The following is a 24,511-nucleotide window of genomic DNA, read 5'->3' as shown; positions in this document are numbered from 1 at the left end:
CCGCTTTGCCGCGGCCACCAGAAAGGAGCACTCATTTCATGAGTGATCGCCACTTCGGCTTCCGGACCCGTGCCCTGCACGCCGGCGGAACCCCCGACGCCACGCACGGTGCCCGCGCCGTGCCCATCTACCAGAGCACGTCGTTTGTCTTCAAGGACACCGACGACGCCGCCAACCTCTTCTCGCTGCAGAAGTATGGCAACATCTACTCCCGCATCGGCAATCCCACCGTGGCTGCCTTCGAGGAACGCATCGCCTCACTCGAGGGAGGCATCGGGGCGGTGGCGACGGCCTCGGGCATGTCCGCGGAATTCGTGACCTTTGCCGCGCTGTGCGGGGCCGGCGACCACATTGTCGCCGCCGCACAGCTCTACGGCGGCACCGTGACCCAGCTGGACGTAACCCTGCGCCGCTTCGGCATCGACACAACCTTTGTTCCCGGCACCGACCCGGCGGACTACGCTGCAGCAATCCGGGAGAACACCAAGGCCGTGTACGCCGAGGTGGTGGCCAATCCCAGCGGCGAAGTCACCGACATTGCGGGACTGGCCAAGGTGGCACACGACGCCGGTGTGCCGCTGATCCTCGATGCCACCCTCAGTACGCCGTATCTGGTGCGCCCGTTTGAGCACGGCGCGGACATTGTCATCCACTCGGCCACCAAGTTCCTCGGCGGCCACGGCACCACGCTGGGCGGGGTGGTGGTGGAATCCGGAAAGTTCAACTGGGGCAACGGCAAGTTCCCGGCCATGACGGAACCGGTGGCCAGCTACGGCAACATCTCGTGGTGGGGGAACTTCGGCGAATACGGGTTCCTCACCAAGCTGCGCTCCGAGCAGCTGCGCGACATCGGACCGACGCTCAGCGCAACCTCGGCGTTTGCCCTGCTGCAGGGAGTGGAGACCCTCCCGCAGCGGCTCGACGAACACCTGAAAAATGCTCAGGCCGTGGCCGAATGGCTCGAAGCCGACGAGCGCGTGTCGTGGGTCAGCTATGCCGGGCTTCCGTCCCATCCCCATCACGACCGGGCGAAAAAGTACCTGCCGAAGGGACCGGGATCGGTCTTCAGCTTTGGTGTCCGGGGCGGCCGCGAGGCCGGCAAGACCTTCATTGAAGCCCTGCAGCTGGCCTCGCACCTGGCCAATGTGGGTGACTCCCGGACGCTGGTGATCCATCCCGGATCCACCACGCACGGCCAGCTCTCCTCCGAGCAGCTCTCCGCCGCCGGAGTGGCCGAGGATCTGGTCCGGATTTCCGTGGGCCTGGAGGACCTCGAGGACATCCTCTGGGACCTGGACCAGGCACTCGACGCGGCCGTGGCTGCCGCCTCTGCGTTTCCCGTTGCATCCACCGTTGAGGAGCCCGCCAGTGTCAGCTGAAGTTGGAACCGAATCCAGGACCTGGGACGGGCCGAGCGCCCCGGAACGGCTCGCTCTGCTGCGCAGCGCGAAGTCGATCGCGATTGTCGGAGCCTCGGACAAGCCGTCCCGTGCCTCCTACTTCGTGGCCACGTATCTGCTCTCCTCCTCGCCCTACACGGTCTACTTCGTGAACCCGGTGGCCAGGGAGATCCTCGGCCGGCCCGTTTATGCCTCGCTGGCGGACCTGCCCGAGGTTCCGGACATCGTGGATGTTTTCCGGCGCCATGATGACCTGCCGCAGGTGCTTCAGGAGTCCGTCGCCGTCGGCGCGAAGACCCTGTGGCTGCAGCTGGGTTCCTGGCATGAGGAGGTGGCGGGGGATGCGGAGGCCGCCGGCCTGGACGTGGTGATGGACCGCTGCATCAAGATCGAGCATGCACGGTTCCACGGCGGACTGAACCTGGCCGGGTTTAACACCGGAGTCATTTCCTCGAAGCGGCAGCTGACCGCTTAGCGGCCCTGTCCGGTCCCGTTGTTTGGATGGGCGCTCTCTCGGCTGTGGCCGGCGGGGCCGGCGGAGCCCCTCCCCTGTCCGGGGGCCTGGGCCGATTCCCGGTCGCCGGGCCAGTGCCTGCCCCGCCCGTTGTGGCCGTCGGCCGGCCTGCCCTGTCCCGGATGGATGCCGGAGGGATGCGCGCCGCCGCTCTTCCCGGGTTGCTCTGCGCTGGCTTCGGGAATGGCCGGGGCTTCCGGAGTGGCAGCGGTTTCCGGAAGGACGGCTGGTGCGGGTTCAGCAGCCGGGGCGGGCAGCGTGTTGTCGGCCGGCGGCGGGGTTTCCGCCGCTGCCGGTGCCCCCTGCCCGCCGGTGTCAGCCGCGGGCACCGGCAGGTGGGTTCCGGGAACCGCCGGCTCTCCGCCGGAACCACCGGCACCGCCGGCACCGCCGGCACCCCCTTCCGCCGCAGCGTCACCGGCGGCCAGGGGGACGTCGTCGGGCGGCTGGGCGGGCGGCTGCGGCTCGTCGTGGTTGTGGCCCGGCAGCATCTGTTCAATCAGGTGGGCGGAGAATGTATCGGTGGCGAGGCGCAGGTCGTTGTTCGCGGCAACCCCGGTGGTGCCCGCCGCCATGGCACCCGCCAACGCAAAGCTCAGGATCAAGCCGCGGTGCCGCGGCGGCCGCTGAGGGGGCGGGGCGGGTGTTTCGGCAAGCAGGGCAGCCAGCTCGCCCGTGGGTTTGGGGGCGGGGGCGGAGCGAAAGGACCGCAGGCGGCGCAGGCCCTCGAGGAGCTCGGGGCTTTCCCCGGTCCCGGATTCGGCCAGGAGATGCCGGATGCCCAGGTCGTTGTCCGGTTCAGGCAATTCGTTCATGAGCCGGCTCCTCCTTTCGTTCCCGTTCCAACCGGTCCTTGAGTGTTTTTAACGCCCTGTTTTGCAGCTGTTTGACTGCTCCCTCGGTGCATCCCATGATCTTGGCCGTGTTTTCGACGGACTGGTCACCAACAACACGCAGCAGGAGCACTTCCTGTTGCCGGCGTGTCAGCCCTTCCAGAAGTTCGGCGACTCCGGCTCCCGATCCAAGCACCGTTTCTTCGGCTGAAGCGGTGACTCGGGCGTCGGCCGAGGGATGAAACTCCGCCAGCAGCGGTTGCCGCTCACGCCTCCGGGCATCATCAACCATCCGTGCATGGGCCACTGAAAAAGCGAAGGTCCGCAATCCGGATAAACCCCCGGTCAGAGTGTTCAGTTTGCCGAAGACCGTCAGGAAGACTTCCTGGGTCAGTGCCTCAGGATCTTCGCTTCCCTTGCCGCTGAGATAGGCCAGGATCGACGGTGCGAGCGCCTCATAGATCCGGCGAAGTGCTTCGGGCTTCCCGCCGGCGGCGGCAGAGAGGATTTCCTCTGTCAGGGCTGTGGCCAAGGTTCGGTCTTTCCCTCGCGGAAGGATGGGCGCCCCACATACTACCCTGCCGGTTTGGCCCCCACACATGAAGAAACGACCGCACCGGGGCTCGTTGGGGGGATAAGCCTCGGTGCGGTCGTTCCAAAAGAGTAATCGTACCGGAGTACCGAAAGGTTACGTTGTTGCGAAAAAAGTTTTATTGGGCGGAAACAATGCGGTCGTTGGCCGCAAAGCGGCGGTTGCGGAGCACCGGCAGGAACTCCCGGACGTCGTCGATCCGCTTGCGGGTGACCTCCGCCGTGACCACTGCCTCGGATTCATCACCCAGGAATGCCTGCGCCACGCCCATGGGGTCCAGGATCGCCGAGTGGCCCACCGTGTGGCGGCTCGAGGTTCCCGCGGCGGCCACCCATACGGTGTTTTCGATGGCGCGGGCCTTGAGCAGCGTTTCCCAGTGTTCAATCTTGTGCTCGCCCTTGAACCAGGCCGCCGGAACCGCCAGCAGGTCCGCGCCCTGATCAGTGAGCGCACGTGCCAGTTCAGGGAAGCGGATGTCATAGCAGGTCATCAGCCCAACCTTGATGCCTCCAAGCTCGACAACCTTGACGCCGCCGTCGCCGGGCTTGATCCGCTCCGACTCGGCGTAACTGAAAGCGTCATACAGGTGCAGTTTGCGGTAGGTGTCGGCGATCCGCCCGGTGGCGTCTATCAGCACCAGCGTGTTGAAGGGCCGGTCCTCGCCGCTGGATTCATACCCGCCGGCGACGACGGCGATGCCCTGTTCGGCAGCGAGGAGGGACAGCTGCTGCACAAAAGTGGTCCAGCCGGCGTCGACCGCCGCGGCCAGCGGGCCTTCGACTTTGCCCACGCTGAACATTGATTCCTCGGGAAACACGATCAGCTCGGCGCCCTCGGCCTTCGCTTTGGCCGTCAGGGAACGCATGACGTCAAGGTTCTCCCCGACGTCGCCCGTGGGACTGAACTGGCCTACGCTCACCAACATAACAACCGCCTTCTTCCGGAACCGAAGTTCCTCCCAGCCTAGACCAGGACCCGGAAGCGGAGCACGGATCGAGAGCACCAGCCGCCTAGACTGGTGCCGCATGGACGAACTCACGCTGCCGACAGACCTGACCACTGCCCGCGGATCCCTTAATCCGCAGGCCGTTGGCTACTCCCGCTCGCCGCTGCACCGCACCCCGCTCCCTGACGGCCCGGCGGGGCGGCTGCGGACCAAGCGCTGGGAGTACTGGGGGATCCTGTCCCCGGAACTGGCCGTGGGCATGACCATTGTGAACCTCGGGTATGCGGCAAGTCTCCAGATCTACGTGCTGGTCCGGGCCACCGGAGAGGAAATCAGCATCGAGCCGCTGAAGATCCTCCCCTCCCCCGCAGACGTCCAGCTGCCGGACACGCTTCCGCCGCTGACGGCGCTGGGCGCCGCGGGCGATGTGTCGCTGCGCTTCCACGACGACGACGGCGGCACCCACCTGCGTGCCCGCTCGCCGCGGGTGGCGGTGGATCTGTACGCACCCGCGGACGGAGAGGTGCTGGGCGTGGTGGTGCCCTGGTCCGACCGGCGCTTCCAGTACACGCTCAAGGACGTGGCACGGGACGTCTCCGGAACCGTGACGGTGGACGGGAAGACGTTTGACGTTGGCGCCGGCGCCTTTGCCGTTCTGGACCGCGGGCGGGGCCGCTGGCCGTACCGGACCACGTGGACCTGGGGTGCGGGGTCGGGAACCGTGAACGGTACGCGGCTGGGGCTGCAGATCGGCGGGCAGTGGACGGCCGGAACTCCGGCCACGGAAAACGCCCTGATTGTGGACGGTCGGCTGCACCACTACGACGGCGAACTTGAGTTCACGTATGACCTCAGTGATCCCGCGTCACCCTGGACGGTGCACGGGCCGTGGATCGATGCCGTGCTGACGCCGTTCCACCGCAGGACGTCGGCCACCAAGCTGGGCGTGATCTCCTCCGAGATTTGGCAGGCCTTCGGCGCCTGGACCGGAACGGCACGCACCCCGGACGGGACCGAGTATTCGCTGAGCGGGCTAACCGGCTGGATCGAGGAGGCCCGGCACCGCTGGTGAACCCCCGTGGCCTGAGCTGCGTTTTGAGGCCCGGCGCGGCGCCGTCGTAGGCTGGTGCCATGAAGCTCAAGCGTGTCATCCTGCCCGTTGCCGCGCTGCTGCTGGCCACGGGCTGCAGCGCCGGCCCGGACGACAGTGAAACGAACAGCCGCAATTTGCTGCGTGAGCATGGGCTGGAGCATGCCAGCACCTCGGAAGTCGTTGAACAGCTGGACCGCACCAATGAGGACCGGTCCACCGGCCTCTCCGCCTCCGTGACCTATGATTCGGTCATCCTTCAGGACAAGGGGCAGGAGACCGTACTGGCTCTGCCGGAGGATCAGTTCTATCTGGCCGTGGCACCATGGACCACCACCACCCACGACTGTTTCCACCACAGTCTCTCCGGCTGTCAGGGCGAACTCACCGACACCCCCGTGCAGGTGCGGATCACAGCTGCCGACGGAACGGTGCTGGTGGATGAAAGCACCAGCACTTATGAGAACGGCTTCGCCGGCTTCTGGCTGCCGAAGGACATTGCCGGGTCCCTGCAGATTACCTCCGCTGCGGGCACCGCAACCCAGGACTTCGGGACCTTCGAGGACAGTCCCACCTGCATCACCACAATGCGGCTGGCGTAAGCCTGCATGAATCAGGTTCTGCGGGACTTCATTTCTCCCCAAAGCCTAGTGTTTCTTCGGTGGGGGGAGGCGCCGCGGGTCCTGGGGCGGTTACTCTGGCGAGATGCTAAAGGGATTCAAAGACTTCATCATGAAGGGCAATGTACTGGACCTGGCGGTTGCCGTAATCATCGGCGCAGCGTTTAGTACAGTCGTGAACGCCCTGGTCAACTCGGTGCTTATGCCGTTCATCTCCGGGCTCGTCGGTTCGCCGAACTTCGACAGTTTCGCTGCAGTTACCTTCAACGGGAACCAGATTCAGTTCGGGGTCCTGCTGACCGCCGTCGTGAACTTCCTGCTCATCGCGGCTGCCGTGTACTTCGCGATCGTGCTGCCCATGAACAAAATGATCGAACGGCGCAACCGCAGGCTTGGAATCACCCCGGAACAGAGCGCGGATCCCCAGGTGATGCTGCTGACCGAAATCCGGGATGCGCTCACTGCGCAGCCGCCGAACGGGACAGCACCGCCCCAAGGCGGGCAGAAACACTAATCGGTTCCGGCCGGGCGGATTGGACCCTGCGCCTGATACTTTTGGCCGGGAGCAGCACTCAGGAGCAGGAAGTGGAACGGCTCCTCGCGCTGGGCGCAGTGCGCGCCGACGTCGGGCAGGGGCTGGGTGGTGCTGGCCGATCCGGAGGGCAACGAATTCTGCGTGCTCCGCCGATCCGCCGAGGAAGCCGCCTTGGATGTGCCGGGCGCCCCGGATATGCCGGCCGCACCCTAAACAGGGGAAGGCCCCGCAGCCTTAGCGGCTGCGGGGCCTTCCTTATATCGAAGTCCTACTCGTTGATCAGATCCCGCACCACGATGGTCTGGTCGCGGTCCGGCCCGACGCCGATGGCCGAGAAACGGGTGCCGGACATTTTTTCCAGTGCCAGCACGTAGTCCCGGGCGTTCTTGGGCAGGTCGTCCAGGGTCCGGGCACCGGTGATGTCCTCGGTCCAGCCGTCGAAGTACTCGAAGATCGGCTTGGCGTGGTGGAAGTCGGTCTGCGTCATCGGCATCTCGTCGAACCGCACGCCGTCGACGTCGTAGGCCACGCACACCGGAATCTGCTCGATGCCGGTGAGCACGTCCAGCTTCGTGACGAAGTAGTCGGTGAAGCCGTTCACGCGCGAGGCGTGGCGGGCCAGTACGGCGTCGTACCAGCCGCAGCGGCGGGGACGGCCGGTGTTTACGCCGAACTCGCCGCCGGTTTTCTGCAGGTACAGGCCCATGTCGTCAAAGAGCTCGGTGGGGAACGGGCCGGCGCCGACACGGGTGGTGTACGCCTTGATGATGCCCACGGAACGGGTGATCCGGGTCGGGCCGATGCCCGAGCCCACGGACGCGCCGCCGGCGGTGGGGTTGGAGGACGTCACAAACGGGTAGGTGCCGTGGTCCACGTCCAGGAAGGTGGCCTGGCCGCCCTCCATCAGGACAACCTTGCCCTCGTCCAGCGCGCGGTTCAGCTCGTACGTGGAGTCGATGACCATGGGGCGCAGCCGGTCCGCGTAGGACAGGAAGTATTCGACAACCTCTTCGACGTCGACGTCGCGGCGGTTGTAGACCTTGACCAGCAGCTGGTTCTTCTGGCGCAGCGAGCCTTCGACCTTCTGGCGCAGGATCGACTCGTCAAAGATGTCCTGGACCCGGATGCCCAGGCGGGCCACCTTGTCCATGTAGGCCGGACCAATGCCGCGCCCGGTGGTGCCGATGGCGCGTTTGCCCAGGAACCGTTCGGTCACCTTGTCCATCACCTGGTGGAACGGCGCCACGAGGTGGGCGTTGGCGGAAATCCTCAGCTTGGAGGTGTCCGCGCCGCGGGCCTCCAGGCCGTCGATTTCATCGAAGAGTGCCTCGAGGTTCACCACGCAGCCGTTGCCGATGACGGGAATGGCGTTGGGGCTCAGGATGCCGGCCGGCAAAAGCTTGAGTTCGTATTTTTCACCGCCGACGACGACGGTGTGGCCGGCGTTGTTTCCGCCGTTGGGCTTGACGACATAATCGACGCGGCCCCCCAGCAGGTCGGTGGCCTTACCTTTACCTTCGTCGCCCCACTGGGCGCCGACGATGACAATTGCGGGCATGGGATCCTCCCCCATTAGTTACGAAAGGGGAAAAACGCCGACGGCGCGATCCGCTTCCGTGCATGAGAACGCCCCTGAACTCGCAGGCCAGACCGGAATAACAGAAAGCCGGAGTCAAGCCGGAGTCGCGGGGCTCTTACCTACCAAGTTTAGCCGATTGTAACGCCGGCGCCCTTTACGCAGCGCCACAATGGGTATTCCCGGTGGAAACCTTCGCGTAGCGTAACCGGATGGACCGTTTTCGCGGCTACATTGCAGGGATCGGCACGTATTCGGGTACTCGGCTGGTGATGGGACACTGGCTCGAGTCGCCGTTCGGGGCCTTCACCGACGTTATGGCGGAGAATGCCGCCGGCTCCCGTCTGCTCCTGGCGCCGAACAGCGACGTCGCGGCGTATGTCGGAGGCACCTACCATTTCGACGCGGTGGATGTGGTCGACGTCGAGGCCAGGCTCACGGCCGACCGGTTCCTGGTGAGCGCCGGCCCCCTTCGGCTGAACCTGGCCCTGGGTCCGCGGACGATCCTGGGGCGGCTGCTGGAGCACGTGCCTCCTGCTTTGGCCGTGCATCCGCGCTGGCTGGCGGCGGTTAACCCCGTGGCCGCGGTGCTGGTGCCGGGCGTCTCCACGGCAGGTTCTGCCGGCGGCGGGCGCCGTGAGTTCTACGGCGTGCGTTCCATCCGTTCCGTGGCCGGAGCTTCCGCGGTGTGGAACGGCCGGGACCTGGGCCGGCTCTCCCCCCTCAAACCGCCCGTTCGCTTCGGTTTCAGCTCGTTTCCGCCCAAACCCCAAATTGTGGCCGTGACTACCACCATCATTTCCTAAGCGCTCCCGCACCGGATTTTATTTGCCTGCCGGGGACCCAAAACCCCCTCCTACTCGGGTGACAAAAACTACCTTCTCCCTACTCTGTTTCCATCACCCACCACTTGGGTGACTACCTCCACACGGAAAGCAGAGGCACCATGAAAAAGCGCACTGCAGGTTTGGCTCTCGCCGCGGTCACCGGCTTCTCAGTCCTTTCGGCAACTCCGGCTTTGGCTGACGGGCCAGGTCAGCCTCCCCAGCCGCCCGAGCCGCCGGTCATGCCCTACGCGAATTGCACAGAGGCGGCCAATGAGGGCGTGTACAACATTCCCTCCAACCATCCCCGTTACGGAACGCATCTGGACCAGGACATGGACGGTTACGGGTGTGATGATGCCACGAAGCCGGTGACTCAGTGGCCGGCCTCAACCCAAACCGATTGGTCCACCACACCGCAGGTTGACCGCGTGCCTTCGGGCGGGGCCAACACCGGCATAGCCCAGGAACCGCAGGGGTCCAATGCCGGAGTGCTGGCTCTCGGCGGCGGGCTGGTGCTGGCAGCCGCCGCAGGAGGAACGTTCATTGTTCGTCGCCGCACGGCACAGCAGGACTAGGCGTCAGAGATGAACCGGAATGACTAGTGCACCGTACGGCCGCCGCGGAAGCCTTCGGGCCGCAGCGGCGGCCGTCCTCCTTCTTCTCACCGCCTGCAGCAGCACCGGCCAGGCAGGCGCCGAACCTCTTGGCGCCGGAAGCACGGCAACCGCCGGTTTGGAGATATCAGCCCGGACGACTTCGCCGTCGTCGTCCTCTCCGGTATCACCCTCTGGCACCGCTGCACCCGCCGGGCCCGCCGTTCCAGGTCAGGAATCACCGCAGGCCGCGGGTCCCCCTGCCCCGGCACCTCCACCTCCACCGGCTCTGGCCGAATCAGCACCGGCCTCCCTGAACATTCCGTCCGTGGGGGCGCGCTCCCCCCTGATCCGCCTGGACGTGGATGACAAGGGAGCCCTGGAAGTTCCTCCCGGCAAGCCGGGGTCACCTGCAGGCTGGTACCTTCACTCCCCCACTCCCGGGGAACCCGGACCCGCGGTGATCCTGGGCCACGTCAACGCCGAAGGCGGCGGTCCCGGGATCTTCGCAGACCTGCGAAAGCTGCAGCCCGGAGATGAAGTGGAGGTGGCCCGCGAGGACGGCAGCACGGCAGTCTTTTCCGTCCAGTACGGGGAGCAGTATCCCAAGGACTCGTTTCCCACCGAGAAGGTCTACGGCAACACCGAAGGTCCCGAGCTGCGCCTGATTACGTGCGACGGATATGACCCCAAGGCCGGAACCTTTGACGACAACTACGTGGTGTACGCCCGCCTCAGCCAATAGTCCGCACCGGGCCATCCGGACGGGCCGCGGTTCCGAAGCACCCCTTAACCCGGGACCCGACAGTGCAACTTCTCCCAGGCGTTCCCTCCGGTTTGTGCAGATCCCTCCGGTTTGCAGCGGAGGGATCTGCACAAACCGGAGGATCATCCCAAAGCGGAGGGATCCCGGGCCCGCAGCACCCATCCCCGGCCCCCGCGGTTCCGAAGCACCCCTTAACCCGGGACCCGGGCCTTACCTCCGGCTCCGGCCGGCATTCGAAAGGCTGGCCATGGAACATCAAGCGTTGAACCGTGCACAGGACCAGGACCGCGGACAGGAGTCGGTCTGGGACTACCCCCGCCCGCCGCGGCTGGAGCCGACCTCCGAACACATCCGGATTTTCCTCGGCGGAGAGCTGATTGCCGACACCACCGCCGCCGTCCGGGTGCTGGAGACCAGCCATCCGCCGGTGTATTACCTTCCATTGGAGGATTTTGCTCCCGATGTTTTGGTGCCGGTATCCGGGTCGAGCTTTTGCGAATACAAGGGAAAGGCGGCCTATTTCGACGTCGTCGCTGGCGGCACGCGTGCCCGCCGGGCAGCTTGGACCTACCCGGACCCGGTTTCCGGCTACGGTCCGCTCGCCAGCCGGGCGGCGGTGTATCCCGGAAAGATGGACCGCTGCACGGTGGACGGCGAGGAAGTGCAGGCGCAGGCAGGCGACTTTTACGGCGGCTGGATCACCGGGCGGATTACCGGCCCGTTCAAGGGCGCCCCGGGCACCGGCGGCTGGTGAACCGAAACCCTCCGGACACAGCACAAGCCGGCAACCCTGGAATCAGGGCTGCCGGCTTGTGCCGGGGGTTAGGACTCGCGGCCCTCGATGGCGATCTTCGCCTGCGGGTCCGACTCGTTCAGGAACTTCGTGATGCGGTCCACTTCTTCGCTCTCGCCGATGGCTGCGGCCGCCCGGCCCAGTGCATACAGCGCACGCAGGAAGCCCTGGTTCGGTACATGCTCCCAGGGGATGGGGCCGGCGCCGCGCCAGCCGGAACGGCGCAGCGCGTCCAGGCCGCGGTGGTAGCCGACCCGGGCGTAGGCGTAGGACTCGATGGTGCGGCCTTCATCGAAGGCTTCGTCGGCGAGGATCGCCCACACCTGCGAGGAAGTGGGGTGCTTCGCTGCCAGGTCCACGGCTTCGTCTCCGGCTTCGAGGCGCGCGACGACGTCGGTCTCCTCGGGCAGGTACGTGGGCTCGGGGCCAAGCAGGTTCTTGCGGAATTCATCTGACATTAGAGGGACTTGCCTGCCGATCCTAGGGTTTGGGCTGCTTCCATCACGCGGGCGGACATCCCGGCCTCGGCCGAGGCGCCCCACACGCGCGGGTCGTACTGCTTCTTGTTGCCAACCTCGCCGTCGACCTTCAGGACGCCGTCGTAGTGGCGGAACATGTGGTCCGCGACGGGCCGGGTGTAGGCGTACTGCGTATCGGTGTCGATGTTCATCTTCACGACGCCGTAGGAGACGGCGTCGGCGATCTCCTGGGCGGAGGAACCCGAGCCGCCGTGGAACACCAGATCAAAGGGGCGTTCCTTGCCGATGGACGCGCCCACCGCGTCCTGGATGTCCTTGAGGATCTCGGGGCGCAGCTTCACGCCACCGGGCTTGTACACGCCGTGGACGTTGCCGAACGTCAGCGCCGTAAGGTAGCGGCCCTTGTCGCCGTCGCCCAGTGCCTCGATCGTCTTCGTGCCGTCCGCCACCGTGGTGTAGAGCTTGTCGTTGATGGCGTTCTCCACGCCGTCTTCCTCCCCGCCCACGGTGCCGATTTCCACTTCAAGGATCATCTTGGCGGCGTGGGTGCGGGCGAGGAGCTCCTGGGCGATGCGCAGGTTTTCCTCGAGGGTTTCGGCGGAGCCGTCCCACATGTGGGAGTTGAAGATGGGGTCCTCGCCGCGCTTGACCGCTGCTTCGGAGGCTGCCAGCAGGGGCAGCACGAAATCATCCAGCTTGTCCTTGGGGCAGTGGTCGGTGTGCAGGGCGATGTTCACGTTGTAGCTCTTGGCGACCTCGCGGGCGTACGCGGCGAAGGCGAGGGAGCCGGTGACCATGTTCTTGACCTTGGCGCCGGACCAGTAGGCGGCACCGCCGGTGGAGACCTGGACGATTCCGTCAGAGCCGGCCTCGGCAAAGCCTGCGAGCGCCGCATTCAGCGTCTGGGACGAGGTGACGTTCACAGCCGGATATGCGAAGCCCCCGGCTTTGGCTCGGTCGATCATCTCGGCATAAATCTCAGGGGTTGCAATAGGCATGCTGACTCCTCGTGAAAGGTCGATCTACGGCAGGGCCAGGGCCCTCGTTGGCTTCCTCCATCCTAGCCACATGTGGGCTTCGGACATCAGGCATGTCCCCGGATAACAGCGTCCGTGTCCGGACCCCGGGGCCGGACTCAGTTCACGCGCTGGCCGAAAACGTGGCGCCGCACCCACCCGTGCATGGCAATGGCCGCAGCCGCCGAGGCGTTCATGGACCGGGTGGACCCGAACTGTGCGATGGACAGCGTCGCATCCGCGGCGGCGTGCACCTCCGGCGTCAGGCCCGGCCCTTCCTGCCCAAACACCAGCACACAGTTTTCCGGCAGCTCGTAGGTCTCCAGCGGCACGGAGTCGGGGAAGTTGTCGATGCCAATGATGCGCAGGCCCTCGCCCTGCGCCCACTCGACAAACTCTTCCACCGTGGGATGGTGGCGCACGTGCTGGTAGCGGTCGGTGACCATCGCCCCGCGCCGGTTCCACCGCCGTCGTCCGATGATGTGCACTTCCTTGGCCATGAACGCATTGGCCGTGCGGACCACGGAGCCGATGTTCAGGTCATGCTGCCAGTTTTCGATCGCCACGTGGAACGGATGCCGCTTGGCATCCAGGTCAGCCACAATCGCGTCGTGCTTCCAGTACCGGTACTGGTCCACCACGTTGCGGGTGTCCCCGTTGGCGAGCAGCTCGGGATCCCAGTGGTCGCCGTCGGGCAGCGGGCCCTCCCAGGGGCCAACGCCAACTTGGTGGGCGGGCACCGTGTCCGGGCCGGCGGGTTCGGCGGTTTCGACTGTTAACTCAGGGTTCTCCGGCAATTGCTCAACGCTGTCTATCACCCAACAAGCCTAAGGTGAAAGACTGGACCGCAGGATCATGAGGCAACAGCGGCCCCGGGGGAACCCGGCCGCAGGTAAGGAAAAGGAAAAGCGTGGGCGAAAACGAGAACATTGAATGCTGGCTGACGGACATGGACGGCGTCCTGGTCCATGAAAACCATCCCATTCCGGGAGCAGCCGAACTCATTGAACGCTGGGTGGCCACCTCAAAGCGGTTCCTGGTGCTGACCAACAACTCGATCTACACCCCGCGCGACCTGGCCGCACGCCTCCGCGCTTCCGGACTGGAGGTGCCGGAGGAAAACCTGTGGACCTCCGCACTGGCCACCGCCGAATTCCTTAAGGACCAGGTGAAGAACACCGGCGCTCCCGGCCGCTGCTTCGTGGTGGGCGAGGCGGGGCTGACGACGGCGCTGCATGAGGCCGGAATGATCCTGACCGACACGAACCCGGACTATGTGGTGCTGGGCGAGACCCGCACCTACTCCTTCGGCACCATCACCAAGGCAATCCGGCTGATCCTCGGCGGCGCCCGTTTCATTGCCACCAACCCGGACGTCACCGGACCGTCGCATGAGGGCGTCCTGCCCGCCACCGGCGCCATCGCCGCCCTGATCACGGCGGCCACCAACATGGAGCCCTACATTGTGGGCAAGCCCAATCCGATGATGTTCCGGTCCGCCATGCGCAAGATCGACGCGCACTCGGAAACCACGGCCATGATCGGCGACCGGATGGACACCGACATCGTGGCCGGCATCGAGGCCGGGCTGCACACGGTGCTGGTGCTCAGCGGCATCACGCAGCGCGAGGACATCAACCGGTATCCGTTCCGCCCCACGCAGATCATGAACTCCGTGGCTGACCTGATCGACACCGTCTAGAACACGGACTTCAGCCCGCCGCCCAGCTCCGGCGGGGAGTACAGTCGCAGCACCTCGCGCAGCACCTCCTGGTAGATGCCGGGGTTCCACTGCGGGCTGGCGTGGGCGGGCCGGGCGCCTTCGGTGACCAGGGACGTGGACACCATGTTGCCGGGAAAGAGCGCCGCCCACTCGTACTTCGCGCCGAAGTAGTTGACGGTTTTGTCCTCCGGGTTCCCGATGAACGCCAGCGAGGTGCTGCCCAGGGCGCCGGAGTACAGCCCGGCGTCGAAGTGGTAGATGTAGGAGGCCTCCGCCTGGATCAGGGTGGTCGACGGCGCCAGCGGCGAGAGCTGCTCGAGGGTCTGGTCCACCACGGTGTCCCAGGACCGCTCGTCCTTGTGCAGGACCCGCTCCCCCAGTTCGTAGCCGCCGCGCAGCACGCTGGGAATCCGGTAGCCGGCGTCGTACAGGGCCGCCACGCCCCTGAACATTGCGCGGTCCAGCACATCCTGGGCGCCGGCCGGGCTGGAGTCGAGGATGATGAGTTCGACGGCGACGCCCCGCTCGAGCAGGCGGGCCGCCACTTCCACGGCCAGCATTCCGCCGAAGCTGTGGCCGTAAAAGTAGATGCGCCGCAGCTGGTGGTTGCGGATGTAGCGGAATACCGCGGCGACAATGTCATCCACGTCCAGCCCGAGGTTGGAGTAGCCGACGCCGGCCAGCTGCCCGCGGGAGATCAGCGCCGGACGCAGCGAATTCAGGATCCAGACCGTCTCTTCCCAGCTGGTTTTGTAGCCGGGGAACAGGAACCAGGAAGCAGCGGGGAAGCGCCGTTCGGCCTCCTCGTCGCGGACGCGCAGAATTTCCAGGTCTTCGCGGTACCGCTGAATCCGGCGGGTGACAAAGAGGTCCGCGGCCAGGGTCAGGCCGAGCGCGCTGCCGGCCAGGAACCGGCGGCGGGAATAGCGTTTCAGGCTCTCCGCCGACCGCAGGAAGTCGGCCGGGTCCATGCTCACGCCGTCCCGGCTTCCGGGCCCGGCAGGACGGACGCCGCCGTGGGCCCGGCCTTAGTCCAGACCCAGTTCATCCTTGCCAAAGGCGTACAGGTACGGCACGCCGGCTTCAGCCTCGATGCGCTCCTTGGATCCCGTGTCCCGGTCCACGATCACTGCCACGGCAACCACGTTGCCGCCTGCACGCCGCACGCCTTCCACCGCAGTCAGCGCGGAGCCGCCGGTGGTGGAGGTGTCTTCCAGGACCACAACGTTGCGGCCGGCAACGTCCGGCCCCTCGACCTGGCGTCCCATGCCGTAGGACTTCTGCGCCTTGCGGACGACGAAGGCGTCGATGGGGCGGCCCGCCCGGGCACCGGCATGCATGACGGCCGTGGCCACGGGGTCGGCGCCCATCGTCAGCCCGCCAGCGCACTGGAAGGAAATGCCGGCATTGTCGATCAGGTCCAGCATGACGTCGCCCACCAGCTGCGACGCTTCGTGGTGGAGGGTGATGCGGCGCAGGTCAATGTAATAGTCGGCCTCCGCTCCGGAGGAAAGCGTCACTTTGCCGCGAACCACGGCCAGTTCGCTGATGAGGTCCAGAAGGCGGGCACGGGCTGCAGGCAAAACGGGCGCGGTCATGGCCTCAATCCTAGCCGAGCCGTTTCTTTTCCCGCCGCGGATGTGACGGGAGATATAGGGTGGAGGACATGCGCCAACTACAAGCTGAAATTATCGCGGAAATGGGCGTGCAGCCCGACATCGACGCCGCTGCCGAGATCCGGCGGCGGGTGGACTTCCTGAAGTCCTACGCAGCGGCGTCCCACACCGGCGGATTTGTGCTGGGCATCAGCGGCGGCCTGGATTCCACGCTCGCCGGCCGGCTGGCCCAGCTGGCCGTTGACGAACTCACCGCCGAGGGCAAAGAATCGCAGTTCATCGCACTGCGCCTGCCCTATCAGGTCCAGCATGATGAAGCGGACGCCCAGGCAGCCCTTGAGTTCATCCGTCCCACCCTCTCCTGGGTCTACAACGTAGCTCCGGCCGTGGACGGCTACCAGGAGGAATACGTGAAGATGAGCGGCGAACAGCTCAGCGACTTCAACAAGGGCAACATCAAGGCGCGGGCGCGGATGACCGCCCAGTACGCGGTGGCCGGACAGCGCAACCTGGTGGTCGTCGGCACCGACCACGGCGCCGAATCCGTCACCGGGTTCTTCACCAAGTACGGCGACGGCGGTGCGGACATCCTGCCGCTCTTCGGGCTGAACAAGCGCCAGAACCGCAAGCTGCTCGCCGAACTCGGCGCTCCGGACAGCCTGGTCAACAAGGCTCCCACGGCGGATCTGCTCGACGACGCCCCCGGCCAGACCGACGAAACCGAACTGGGCATCAGCTACGACACGATTGATGACTACCTCGAAGGCCGGGCCGTTCCCGACGACGCCGCCGAAAAGATTGAACGGCGCTTCCTGATGACCCGGCACAAGCGCACCGTCCCGGTCAGCATCCTGGACACGTGGTGGAAGCCCTGAGGCATGCCCTGATCCGGCGGCGCATTCGGTAACGTAGCAAGGGTGAAGATTGCTACCTGGAATGTGAACTCCATCCGTGCCCGTGCCGACCGCGTGGAAGCGTGGCTGCGGCGCTCCGACGTCGATGTCCTGGCCATTCAGGAAACCAAGGCCAAGGACGAGAATTTCCCGTGGGAAGTCTTTGAAAACAACGGCTACGAGGTTGCGCACTTCGGCCTGAACCAGTGGAACGGTGTTGCCATTGCTTCCCGGGTGGGGCTCGACGACGTCGAGCGCACCTTCCCGGGGCAGCCGAAGTTCGGCAAGACCGAGGAAACCACCGTGTCCGAGGCGCGCGCGATCGGCGCCACCTGCAACGGCGTCCGGATCTGGAGCCTCTACGTCCCCAACGGCCGGTCCCTCGACGATCCCCACATGCCCTACAAGCTGCAGTGGCTGGACATCCTGAAGGACCAGGCCGCAGGCTGGATTAAAGAGAACCCGGACCTGCCGCTGGCCCTGATGGGTGACTGGAACATTGCACCGCAGGATGATGATGTGTGGGACATCGAGCTGTTCCGCCGCGAGAACCACACGCACGTCAGCGAACCGGAGCGCCGGGCGTTCCGGGCATTCCTCGACGCCGGCTTCACCGACGTCGCCCGTCCCTACACCCCGGGACCCGGGGTGTACACCTACTGGGACTACACCCAGCTTCGTTTCCCGAAGAAGGAAGGCATGCGCATCGACTTTGTCCTCGGTTCCCCGGCGCTTGCCGCGCGCGTTACGGGTGCCTCCATTGACCGCGAAGAACGCAAGGGCAAGGGCGCCTCGGACCACGCCCCCGTCATTGTGGAGCTGGACTGACCGTGAGCGGGAAGCCGCAGCGCTCCCTCTACCGCACGTTCCCCTACGTGTCGCACCTGCGCGTCTACGAACCGCTGGATGTGTTCGACGACGACCAGCAGATGGCGATCATGGACCAGCGTGCCCGGGGACGGCATGAAACCGAGGTGCTGGACCGCAGCGACGCCGTGCGCCGGCTGGTCCGTGCGGTCTCGGACCCGTTTCCGCACAGCACCGCGGATCTGGTGCGCGTGCTGCATTATCCGGACCATGACGGAACCACCCGCCGGCTGTACTGCCCCAACCAGCTCGCCGTCCGGACGTCGCTGGCGGCGGAGTCCCTCGGGGAGAGCATCCGCGGGCCGCTGGTGGACGTGCTGGTGCCGGAGGTGGCCCGCGAGGCGCACGCCGCCCGGATCGATCCCGATTCCTTCGCCGACTCCCTCGCGCACCTGCACACGCGGTCGGCGACGTGGGGAGTTCCGTTCGGCTGGTTTGTGCTGCTGCACGAGGACGACCACTCCGAGGTGGTGGAGGACGACGGGAAGGTTCAGACCGTCCGGCTGACCGCACCCGTCACCCAGTGCCTGGACCGGGCGCGGAAGGCGAGCGCGGCGCTGGCGATGGCCGCTCCCGAGCTGGACCTGCTGGACGAGCTGGACGAGCTGACCAACTGGCTGGAAATCTTCTCCGAGGACGCCGTCCTGGAACTGGACTACGGTCCGGTGGCGGATCTCGTCTTTCCCGACGATTCCCCCTCCGACGTGCGGCTGGGGATCGAGTCGCTGGCCGAGGGCGACATGACCGGAGCCGCCGCGTCCTACCGCCGGCTGGCCAACCGCTGGATTCCAATCCGGCAGCTTTCCCGCGCCAGCTAGCGGACCCGGTCCTCGCGGCTGAAGCGAAGCTTGCGGCCGCTGTCAATGCTGATCAGCACCGGAGTTTCCCTGCCCAGTGCAACGTCGAGCGCTTCCACCAGCGCTGTGGCGTCGGCGGCGATCAGGTGCGGTGCCGCGCCAGGGCGGGGGTTGATCCGGATCCGCAGGGCCGAGCTGCCGTGCACGTCGTAGGTGCTGACGGCGGCGGCGGCCACGTCCGGGTCTTCCTGCAGCGCCGACCGCAGCGCCTGTTCCGCCATGGCTCCGCTGATCGCCACCCGCCCCGGGGCGCCGTCGTCGTCGTATTCGGAGACCAGGGTGCCGGTCCGGCCGCGGCCCTGCGCCGCGGCCCACAGGATCAGCAGCACGATCGCCACGACCATGGCCAGGGCCAGCAGCGCCCAGATCCAGCTTTGCGGCTGGCCGGGCAGTGCGGTCTGTTCCCCGACCTCCTGCAGCCTGTCCATCACGCCGGGCGCAAAGGACTGCCAGCGGCGGGCCGCGCCGCCGTCGATGCTGATCCACAGCAGTCCGCCGCCAATGCCGATCAGGACCAGCCCCAGCAGACCCAGCAGGAAGCGGTTCAGCGACCGCGGAGTCCGGTTCACTGCCCGATCACCCCGAGAGTGGAAACCTGAACGCGGACCTCGGGCTGCGGTTCCAACCCGGTCAGCTGCAGTTCTTCCTGGACGGCCTCGCGCACCGTGTCGCCGTTGACGGGCACGCCCGAAGTGGGGCGGATCCTCACGTCGACGCGGTTCCGGCCTACCGTGACCAGCACCTGCTCGGCGGTGACCCCGGCCGTGAGGCGTGCGCGGCGCGCCAAAGACGAGGCCAGCACCTCGGCGTCCACGACGACGGCGGCCCGCGGGTTGGGCAGGGCATAGCGCGGACGGCGGCCCGGCAGGACCGCCTGCAGGAAAAAGGCCAGCCCGGCCAGCAGGATCAGCAGGCCAGCGAGCCCGAGGATGGCCGAATCCGTTTCCGCCGGCAGCCGGGACAGCCAGCTGCCGAGGGCGGCCGGATCCGTCAGCCAGGCGTCCTGGCCCAGGGCCTGCAGCGTTGCTTCGAGCAGGACGTAGAGGCAGAACAGGATCCCCAGGAAGGCGGCAATCATGGAGCCGGAGGTCCGGCTGGCGTGGGTCTCGCGGCGCACTATCCGCCGGGTGAGGGAGTCGTTGCTGCTCAACGGACCCTGCTTCCTTCGCTGAGCTGGACACCGGTGATGCGGATGTCCACCCGGGACACCAGCGACCCGGTGAGTGCGGTGACTTTGTCCTTCAGGTACGGTTTCGCGTCGTGCGCCCGGTCCCAGACGGAACCGCCGGCGCGGGTGACAAGCCCGGGGTCGGCGGCAATGCGGTTCAGCGGCGGAAGTGACACCGGCAGGGACAGTGCCATGGCCAGCATCCCCTGGTCATCCGACCAGCCGACCCGGATGGAACCGGGGGGAACATTAAAGAACTCTGCGGCAGCCGCCTTCGCCGTAGAGGTCAGGGCCTGGGTGCTGATCCGGTTGTGGCCGGCGAGGCCGGAGTTCCGATCAGCGGCGGGGGCAGCGGCCGGGACTGCGGGGCTCACGAGGATGAACGGCGTCCGGTCAGCGCATCGCGGACGGTGCGGAAATCCACTTTGCCTTCGGCCGCGCGGCCGCACAGGGCGCCCACGGCGATGAAAAGCGCCATCAGGAGGAACCCCCAAAAATCGAAAATCAGGGCGGTGAAGGCCAGAACTGCCCCGATCGCCATGCCCGTTACGGTTGGTTTCATTGTTCCTGCCTCATGACGGTGTTCCCTGGTGTTGCGTTTCCGGCTCTCTCCGACCCTATACCGCTTCCTCCCGCCCAGCCGTGTCGGCTAGGACGGAGCGGAGCCCGGACGTGCCTTGTCCGGCCGGCCCTCCGGGGCTCCGGGAATCTGGACGTCGTTCACGTCCACGTTTACTTCCACTACCCGCAGCCCCACGAGGGATTCCACCGCGGAGTAGACGGCGGTCCGAACTGCATCCGCGATCCGGGTGAGCGGGATCCCGTACACAGCCACCAGCGTGACATCGACGGCGACTTCGGTTTCCCCGACTTCCACGTGGACGCCCTGGGTGGCACTGGAGCCTCCCACGGCGTCGCGAACCGCGCCCAGCGCCCGGCCGGAGCCGGTGCCGAGGGCATAGACGCCGTCCACTGCACGGGCCGCGATGGCCGCAACCTTGGCCACGGCCTGCTCGCTGATGGCGGTCTTGCCGCCGATGTCCTCCGGACGGACAGCGGCGCCCGCGGAGGCAGCCGGGGCCCGGACGGCCGACGGCGCCTGCACCGGCGCGGGTGCGTGGCCCGGCGTGCGGTGAGCCGGAGCGGCAGCGTCCGTGGAGCCGCTGACGGCCGGGGGCGTACTGGCCGGAGGAAAGTTCTCATTCTGGGCGTCATCCATGATGCCCAGCGTATCCTGCAGCCCTCGTCCTTGGGCAGGCGGGCGTCCGGGTGCTCAACGCATTCCGACCCGGCGGCCGGTCACCAGTGCGGGCTCAATTCCGATGAAAACGTCACGCTGCCCGCCGCCCCAGGGCTCGGCCATGCGGCGCCCCCAGAGGATTGTCAGCAATTCGGAGTCATCCACCGCTGACGCCCGTCCGCTGAGCAGGACCGACCACCCATCCATGCGCAGGGCATCGTGCTCGTCAATCTGGAAGGAGGCGTTCCGGTAGTCCAGGCCACCGCCCAGGACTCCCTCACGGGCGGTGCGGAAATAGACAGCCCTGTCATGGACCACATAGTTCACGGGGAACACCAAGACCCTGCCGTTGTCCTGATAGGCGACCCGTCCGGTCCCCTGGCTGGCCAAAAGTGTCCAGCATTCCGCTTCCGTCAGATCAACACTTTGGTGTGTAGCCGCAGTTTCCCACGCGAAACCCTGTGCTTCCGTCGCCATCATTGCCTCCGAGGTAGATTTCGGGACCAGTCAAGCGCAACAGGGCGGAATTTGGGAAGGGCAGCGGCGGCCGGGCGGCACAAGGACAAAGAAAAACCCCGGACTCTGTGAGTCCGGGGTTTTAGCTGGTGGCTCCGACCGGCGTCGATCCGGTGACCTTTCGATTTTCAGTCGAACGCTCTACCAACTGAGCTACAGAGCCGGGCATCATCGCAACCGATGATCACCGAGATCTTCCAAATCGCTTCAGAAAATCTGAGCGACCCTGACGGGACTCGAACCCGCGACCTCCGCCGTGACAGGGCGGCGCGCTAACCAACTGCGCTACAGGGCCTTACTTTTCACGAGTGTAAACTCTACCAGCATTTCGCCGGCCCGATTACCACTCATGAGTACCCCCAACGGGATTCGAACCCGTGCCGCCGCCGTGAAAGGGCGGTGTCCTAGGCCGCTAGACGATGGGGGCCTTTAGAACACACCTGAGCGCTGCAAGATCGGAAGTTTCCGTTTGTTTGCGCCCCGGTGGACTCATAAAACTATAGGGCCTGTTGGGGAAAACAGCAAAACGGCTTCGGCAAGCACCGCCGGGGCGGGCCCGGTTAGAGTGGCTGGGTGCCCATAGACATGCTCCCCGAAGACTTCGAGACCGCAGTTGACGATGCCATCGACTCCATCCCGGCAGACCTGGCGGCGGCCATGAACAACGTCGCGATTTTCATCGAGGATGAGTACGTTCCCGGGCCGGGCGAGGATCCGGAAACCGAACTGCTGGGCATCTACGACGGGACGCCCCTGACGGAACGTGACTCCTGGTGGGACGCCGGTTCGCTGCCGGACCGGATCGTCATTTTCCGCGGGCCGCTGATGCGCATGTGTTCCTCCAGGGAGGAGCTGGTGCGTGAAATCCGCATCACTGTCATTCACGAGGTTGCCCACCATTTCGGCATTGACGATGCCCGGCTGCATGAACTCGGCTGGGGGTAGCTAGCCTTAAGGCATGGAAGATCATCACGGCCACAGCCACGGACTGCCGGCAGGCACCGCAACGGGACGACACCGCCGCAAGCTGCTGATCGTTTTCCTGATCACCATCAGCGTGGTTTTCGTTCAGGTGGCCGGTGCCCTGCTCTCCGGTTCGCTGGCCCTGCTGGCCGACGCCGGACATATGCTCTCCGACGCCGCCGGCGTTTCCATCGCCCTGCTGGCAGCGTGGATTGCCACCCGCCCGGCAACAAAGCGGCGGACCTACGGCTACCAGCGCGCCGAAGTCCTGGCGGCACTGGCCAACGCAGTCCTGCTGATCGTTATTGCCACCGTGATCTTCGTGGAAGCCGTCCGCCGTTTCGGCTCCGAACCCGAGGTGCACACGGGCCTGATGCTCGGCGCTGCGATCATCGGCGGACTGGCGAACCTCGCATCCCTGCTGGTGCTGCACAGCGGCCGCCGGGAGAGCCTGAACGTGCGCGGCGCCTACCTGGAGGTCCTGGGCGACCTGCTCGGCTCGGCCGCCGTCGTCGTTTCCGCGCTGGTCATCATGCTCACCGGCTACCAGCAGGCGGACACCTGGGCCTCCATCCTGATTGCGCTGATGATCCTGCCGCGGGCCTGGTCGCTGCTGAAGGAAGTCATCGACGTCCTGCTCGAAGCGACACCGCAGGGCGTGGACACCGAGATGATCCGCGACCACATTGTGAACGTGGAGGGCATCTCGGACGCACATGACATCCATATCTGGACGATCACCTCCGGTGTCCCCGTCTTCTCGGCGCACGTGGTGGTCGACGACGACCACCTCACCTCGGAACGGATGGATCAGCTCCTGGACCGGCTTACAAGCTGCCTGAGCCGGCACTTTGACACCGAGCACTGCACCTTCCAGCTGGAACCCGCCAGCCACGCCGTCCATGAAGGACACCAGCACGCCTGAGCGCCAGTGAAGCGCGGGCCCGCCGTGACCGGGGTGCCGGACAGACAGTCGAACCGAGCCGGTTATTCCTCGGGGAGCGCGCCGAACGCCGCGCGGTCCGCCAGGCGGGGGTCGTCGTGGTCGGGGACCACCATGACCGGCCCCTTGGCGTGGTGGAGGACGCTCTGGCTGGTCGATCCCATCAGCATGCCGGCGAAACCGCCCCGGCCGCGCGTTCCCAGCACCAGCAGCTCCACGGAAGCCGTGCGGTCAATGAGGATTTCCGCCGGCGGCCCGTCGATGAGCTGCACCGTCATGGCCAATTTCGGGAAATGGCTTTGCAGCCAGGCCCGGCCCGCCCGCAGCTGTTCGGAGATTTCCTCGTGCAGCGCTTCCAAATCCAGCGGTGCCGGCACCCACGCCAGGGACCCGGTGAACGGCGGCAGGGCACACAGGATTTGCAGCGGCAGCCCCCGGTTCATTGCCTGCTCCGCAGCCACAAGGGAAGCGGCCCGCCCCTGCTCCGACCCGTCCACGCCAACCACCACCACGTCCTCGACGGTTTGCTCCGTCGGCGCCCCGGACGGAGGCCGGACCCCGGCTTCCGGCAGCCTGCCGGCGGTGCGCAGCGGGACCACAACCGTGGGGCACTTCGCATGGGCGGGCAGTGCGCTGGAAACCGAACCGAGCAGCCGGCCCACAAACCCGCCGCGCCCCCGCGAGCCGACAACCATGAGATCGGCCTGCTCGGAGAGCTCCAGCAGGACAGCCGCAGCGTCCCCGGTCTCCACCCGCGAGAAGACCTCAATGTCATACCTGCCAATACGCTCCAGCGCCTTATTCAGCACCGACTGCGCACCCTCGCGGATGATGGCGTCATCCATGGTGGTGTATCCGGCGTCCATGGAGGAGGCCGCAAAAATGGGAACGGTGTAGGCGGTGACCACATGCAGTGGAGTCCTGCGGCGCTCGGCCTCCTTCGCCGCCCAGACCAGGGCACAGAGACTCTGGTCCGATCCGTCCACGCCGACGACAATGCCCGCCGATCCTTCCAGCCCGCCGTACTCGCTCCACATTGAAGTCACAGTGCCCCACCCCTTAGAGTTCCTCACCGGCTGCCGCGTTCTTCATCGAACATCCGGAACAGTGCTTGTTTTCGGTAGCCTACCGCGCCTGCTCCGCGC

Annotated in this window: 31 protein-coding genes and 3 tRNA genes; 15 read left to right on the top strand and 19 right to left on the bottom strand. The window is 66.2% G+C overall.

Features of this window, described 5'->3' with window-relative positions:
* Positions 1-38 precede the first annotated feature (38 nt).
* Both WKB88_RS11585 and WKB88_RS11580 read left to right on the top strand, forming a co-directional pair.
* Positions 39-1,379, top strand: a complete 1,341-nt coding sequence (locus WKB88_RS11585; protein WP_341394700.1) for an O-acetylhomoserine aminocarboxypropyltransferase/cysteine synthase family protein — start codon at positions 39-41, stop codon at positions 1,377-1,379.
* Entirely contained in the window at positions 1,369-1,875 is a 507-nt protein-coding gene (locus WKB88_RS11580; RefSeq protein WP_341394699.1) for a CoA-binding protein, read from the top strand. Before WKB88_RS11585 ends, WKB88_RS11580 begins: the two co-directional genes overlap by 11 nt.
* Here WKB88_RS11580 and WKB88_RS11575 read toward each other — a convergent pair.
* The 3 genes from WKB88_RS11575 to WKB88_RS11565 all read right to left on the bottom strand — a co-directional run bounded on the left by WKB88_RS11575 (position 1,872) and on the right by WKB88_RS11565 (position 4,264).
* On the bottom strand, positions 1,872-2,729 hold the full coding sequence (locus WKB88_RS11575) for a hypothetical protein (protein ID WP_341394698.1): 858 nt from the start codon (positions 2,727-2,729) through the stop codon (positions 1,872-1,874). The two genes, WKB88_RS11580 and WKB88_RS11575, sit on opposite strands and share 4 nt — an antisense overlap.
* On the bottom strand, positions 2,713-3,279 hold the full coding sequence (locus WKB88_RS11570) for an RNA polymerase sigma factor (protein ID WP_341394697.1): 567 nt from the start codon (positions 3,277-3,279) through the stop codon (positions 2,713-2,715). The genes WKB88_RS11575 and WKB88_RS11570 overlap by 17 nt, the downstream gene beginning before the upstream one ends.
* A 178-nt stretch (positions 3,280-3,457) precedes the next feature.
* Positions 3,458-4,264: a carbon-nitrogen hydrolase family protein gene (locus WKB88_RS11565; protein WP_341394696.1), complete on the bottom strand. Its 807-nt coding sequence runs from the start codon at positions 4,262-4,264 to the stop codon at positions 3,458-3,460.
* A gap of 100 nt (positions 4,265-4,364) precedes the next feature.
* Between WKB88_RS11565 and WKB88_RS11560 the strand changes: the two genes are divergently transcribed.
* The 3 genes from WKB88_RS11560 to mscL all read left to right on the top strand — a co-directional run bounded on the left by WKB88_RS11560 (position 4,365) and on the right by mscL (position 6,509).
* Positions 4,365-5,357, top strand: coding sequence for a DUF2804 domain-containing protein (locus tag WKB88_RS11560; protein WP_341394695.1), 993 nt, complete (start codon positions 4,365-4,367; stop codon positions 5,355-5,357).
* A gap of 59 nt (positions 5,358-5,416) precedes the next feature.
* Positions 5,417-5,977 (top strand): CueP family metal-binding protein, encoded by a 561-nt coding sequence (locus tag WKB88_RS11555; protein ID WP_341394694.1) that lies wholly within the window; start codon positions 5,417-5,419, stop codon positions 5,975-5,977.
* 103 nt (positions 5,978-6,080) lie between these two features.
* Positions 6,081-6,509 (top strand): large conductance mechanosensitive channel protein MscL, encoded by a 429-nt coding sequence (gene mscL, locus WKB88_RS11550; RefSeq protein WP_341394693.1) that lies wholly within the window; start codon positions 6,081-6,083, stop codon positions 6,507-6,509.
* 289 nt (positions 6,510-6,798) lie between these two features.
* On the opposite strand, the gene WKB88_RS11540 is transcribed toward mscL, so the two are convergent.
* The gene (locus WKB88_RS11540; protein WP_341394692.1) at positions 6,799-8,088 is read right to left on the bottom strand and encodes an adenylosuccinate synthase; all 1,290 of its coding nucleotides are present in this window, start codon (positions 8,086-8,088) and stop codon (positions 6,799-6,801) included.
* 230 nt (positions 8,089-8,318) lie between these two features.
* Here WKB88_RS11540 and WKB88_RS11535 point away from each other — a divergent pair, with 230 nt between their 5' ends.
* The 4 genes from WKB88_RS11535 (at position 8,319) to WKB88_RS11520 (ending at position 11,046) form a co-directional block, all read left to right on the top strand.
* Complete coding sequence (locus WKB88_RS11535; protein ID WP_341394691.1) at positions 8,319-8,912, top strand: hypothetical protein; 594 nt, start codon at positions 8,319-8,321, stop codon at positions 8,910-8,912.
* Between the two features lie 140 nt (positions 8,913-9,052).
* On the top strand, positions 9,053-9,508 hold the full coding sequence (locus tag WKB88_RS11530) for an excalibur calcium-binding domain-containing protein (protein ID WP_341394690.1): 456 nt from the start codon (positions 9,053-9,055) through the stop codon (positions 9,506-9,508).
* Positions 9,509-9,815: 307 nt separating this feature from the next.
* Entirely contained in the window at positions 9,816-10,271 is a 456-nt protein-coding gene (locus WKB88_RS11525; protein ID WP_341394753.1) for a class F sortase, read from the top strand.
* Between the two features lie 268 nt (positions 10,272-10,539).
* Complete coding sequence (locus tag WKB88_RS11520) at positions 10,540-11,046, top strand: DUF427 domain-containing protein (RefSeq protein WP_341394689.1); 507 nt, start codon at positions 10,540-10,542, stop codon at positions 11,044-11,046.
* Between the two features lie 68 nt (positions 11,047-11,114).
* Here the strand turns inward: WKB88_RS11520 and WKB88_RS11515 are convergent, their stop codons facing one another.
* The 3 genes from WKB88_RS11515 to WKB88_RS11505 all read right to left on the bottom strand — a co-directional run bounded on the left by WKB88_RS11515 (position 11,115) and on the right by WKB88_RS11505 (position 13,395).
* Entirely contained in the window at positions 11,115-11,543 is a 429-nt protein-coding gene (locus WKB88_RS11515) for a DUF3151 domain-containing protein (RefSeq protein WP_341394688.1), read from the bottom strand.
* Positions 11,543-12,562 carry a class II fructose-bisphosphate aldolase gene (gene fbaA / locus WKB88_RS11510; RefSeq protein ID WP_341394687.1) on the bottom strand — a complete coding sequence of 340 codons (1,020 nt, stop codon included), beginning with the start codon at positions 12,560-12,562 and terminating at the stop codon, positions 11,543-11,545. The genes WKB88_RS11515 and fbaA overlap by 1 nt, the downstream gene beginning before the upstream one ends.
* A 137-nt stretch (positions 12,563-12,699) precedes the next feature.
* Positions 12,700-13,395 (bottom strand): TrmH family RNA methyltransferase, encoded by a 696-nt coding sequence (locus WKB88_RS11505; protein ID WP_445818912.1) that lies wholly within the window; start codon positions 13,393-13,395, stop codon positions 12,700-12,702.
* A gap of 134 nt (positions 13,396-13,529) precedes the next feature.
* Between WKB88_RS11505 and WKB88_RS11500 the strand changes: the two genes are divergently transcribed.
* Complete coding sequence (locus WKB88_RS11500) at positions 13,530-14,282, top strand: HAD-IIA family hydrolase (RefSeq protein ID WP_341394751.1); 753 nt, start codon at positions 13,530-13,532, stop codon at positions 14,280-14,282.
* Here WKB88_RS11500 and WKB88_RS11495 read toward each other — a convergent pair.
* Together WKB88_RS11495 and pyrE are read right to left on the bottom strand one after the other, a co-directional pair.
* Positions 14,279-15,274: an alpha/beta hydrolase gene (locus WKB88_RS11495; protein ID WP_341394750.1), complete on the bottom strand. Its 996-nt coding sequence runs from the start codon at positions 15,272-15,274 to the stop codon at positions 14,279-14,281. The two genes, WKB88_RS11500 and WKB88_RS11495, sit on opposite strands and share 4 nt — an antisense overlap.
* Positions 15,275-15,331: 57 nt before the next feature.
* Positions 15,332-15,901 (bottom strand): orotate phosphoribosyltransferase, encoded by a 570-nt coding sequence (gene pyrE / locus WKB88_RS11490; RefSeq protein WP_341394686.1) that lies wholly within the window; start codon positions 15,899-15,901, stop codon positions 15,332-15,334.
* Between the two features lie 68 nt (positions 15,902-15,969).
* On the opposite strand from pyrE, the gene nadE reads away from it, so the two are divergent.
* The 3 genes from nadE to WKB88_RS11475 are packed head-to-tail and all read left to right on the top strand — an operon-like array spanning position 15,970 to position 18,497.
* The gene (gene nadE / locus WKB88_RS11485) at positions 15,970-16,794 is read left to right on the top strand and encodes an ammonia-dependent NAD(+) synthetase (RefSeq protein WP_341394685.1); all 825 of its coding nucleotides are present in this window, start codon (positions 15,970-15,972) and stop codon (positions 16,792-16,794) included.
* Between the two features lie 42 nt (positions 16,795-16,836).
* Positions 16,837-17,640 carry an exodeoxyribonuclease III gene (locus tag WKB88_RS11480; RefSeq protein ID WP_341394684.1) on the top strand — a complete coding sequence of 268 codons (804 nt, stop codon included), beginning with the start codon at positions 16,837-16,839 and terminating at the stop codon, positions 17,638-17,640.
* A 2-nt stretch (positions 17,641-17,642) separates the two neighbouring features.
* A complete protein-coding gene (locus WKB88_RS11475; RefSeq protein WP_341394683.1) occupies positions 17,643-18,497 on the top strand; it encodes a hypothetical protein in 855 nt (284 codons plus the stop codon).
* Here WKB88_RS11475 and WKB88_RS11470 read toward each other — a convergent pair.
* From WKB88_RS11470 to WKB88_RS11430, 9 genes are all read right to left on the bottom strand, one after another.
* Positions 18,494-19,105: a hypothetical protein gene (locus tag WKB88_RS11470; protein WP_341394682.1), complete on the bottom strand. Its 612-nt coding sequence runs from the start codon at positions 19,103-19,105 to the stop codon at positions 18,494-18,496. The genes WKB88_RS11475 and WKB88_RS11470 overlap by 4 nt on opposite strands.
* Positions 19,102-19,686, bottom strand: a complete 585-nt coding sequence (locus tag WKB88_RS11465) for a DUF6286 domain-containing protein (RefSeq protein ID WP_341394681.1) — start codon at positions 19,684-19,686, stop codon at positions 19,102-19,104. The genes WKB88_RS11470 and WKB88_RS11465 overlap by 4 nt, the downstream gene beginning before the upstream one ends.
* The gene (locus tag WKB88_RS11460; RefSeq protein ID WP_341394680.1) at positions 19,683-20,078 is read right to left on the bottom strand and encodes a hypothetical protein; all 396 of its coding nucleotides are present in this window, start codon (positions 20,076-20,078) and stop codon (positions 19,683-19,685) included. Before WKB88_RS11460 ends, WKB88_RS11465 begins: the two co-directional genes overlap by 4 nt.
* Positions 20,075-20,266 carry a DUF2273 domain-containing protein gene (locus WKB88_RS11455; RefSeq protein WP_152220571.1) on the bottom strand — a complete coding sequence of 64 codons (192 nt, stop codon included), beginning with the start codon at positions 20,264-20,266 and terminating at the stop codon, positions 20,075-20,077. Before WKB88_RS11455 ends, WKB88_RS11460 begins: the two co-directional genes overlap by 4 nt.
* Positions 20,267-20,353: 87 nt before the next feature.
* Positions 20,354-20,923, bottom strand: a complete 570-nt coding sequence (locus WKB88_RS11450; protein ID WP_341394679.1) for an Asp23/Gls24 family envelope stress response protein — start codon at positions 20,921-20,923, stop codon at positions 20,354-20,356.
* 54 nt (positions 20,924-20,977) lie between these two features.
* Positions 20,978-21,421: a pyridoxamine 5'-phosphate oxidase family protein gene (locus WKB88_RS11445; protein WP_341394678.1), complete on the bottom strand. Its 444-nt coding sequence runs from the start codon at positions 21,419-21,421 to the stop codon at positions 20,978-20,980.
* A gap of 126 nt (positions 21,422-21,547) precedes the next feature.
* Positions 21,548-21,623: transfer RNA gene (locus WKB88_RS11440), tRNA-Phe, on the bottom strand.
* 58 nt (positions 21,624-21,681) lie between these two features.
* Positions 21,682-21,755, bottom strand: a tRNA-Asp gene (locus tag WKB88_RS11435).
* 59 nt (positions 21,756-21,814) lie between these two features.
* Positions 21,815-21,887, bottom strand: a tRNA-Glu gene (locus WKB88_RS11430).
* Between the two features lie 158 nt (positions 21,888-22,045).
* Between WKB88_RS11430 and WKB88_RS11425 the strand changes: the two genes are divergently transcribed.
* Positions 22,046-22,405, top strand: a complete 360-nt coding sequence (locus tag WKB88_RS11425; RefSeq protein WP_341394749.1) for a metallopeptidase family protein — start codon at positions 22,046-22,048, stop codon at positions 22,403-22,405.
* Positions 22,406-22,418: 13 nt separating this feature from the next.
* Entirely contained in the window at positions 22,419-23,348 is a 930-nt protein-coding gene (locus WKB88_RS11420; RefSeq protein ID WP_341394677.1) for a cation diffusion facilitator family transporter, read from the top strand.
* 62 nt (positions 23,349-23,410) lie between these two features.
* Here WKB88_RS11420 and WKB88_RS11415 read toward each other — a convergent pair whose 3' ends face one another.
* Positions 23,411-24,403, bottom strand: a complete 993-nt coding sequence (locus WKB88_RS11415; RefSeq protein ID WP_341394748.1) for a universal stress protein — start codon at positions 24,401-24,403, stop codon at positions 23,411-23,413.
* Between the last annotated feature and the right edge of the window lie 108 nt (positions 24,404-24,511).

The organism is Arthrobacter sp. G119Y2, assembly GCF_038069765.1.
Taxonomy (GTDB): domain Bacteria; phylum Actinomycetota; class Actinomycetes; order Actinomycetales; family Micrococcaceae; genus Arthrobacter_B.
The sequence above is the reverse complement of the archived record's forward strand: the minus strand, read 5'-3'. Positions and strand labels throughout refer to the sequence as shown.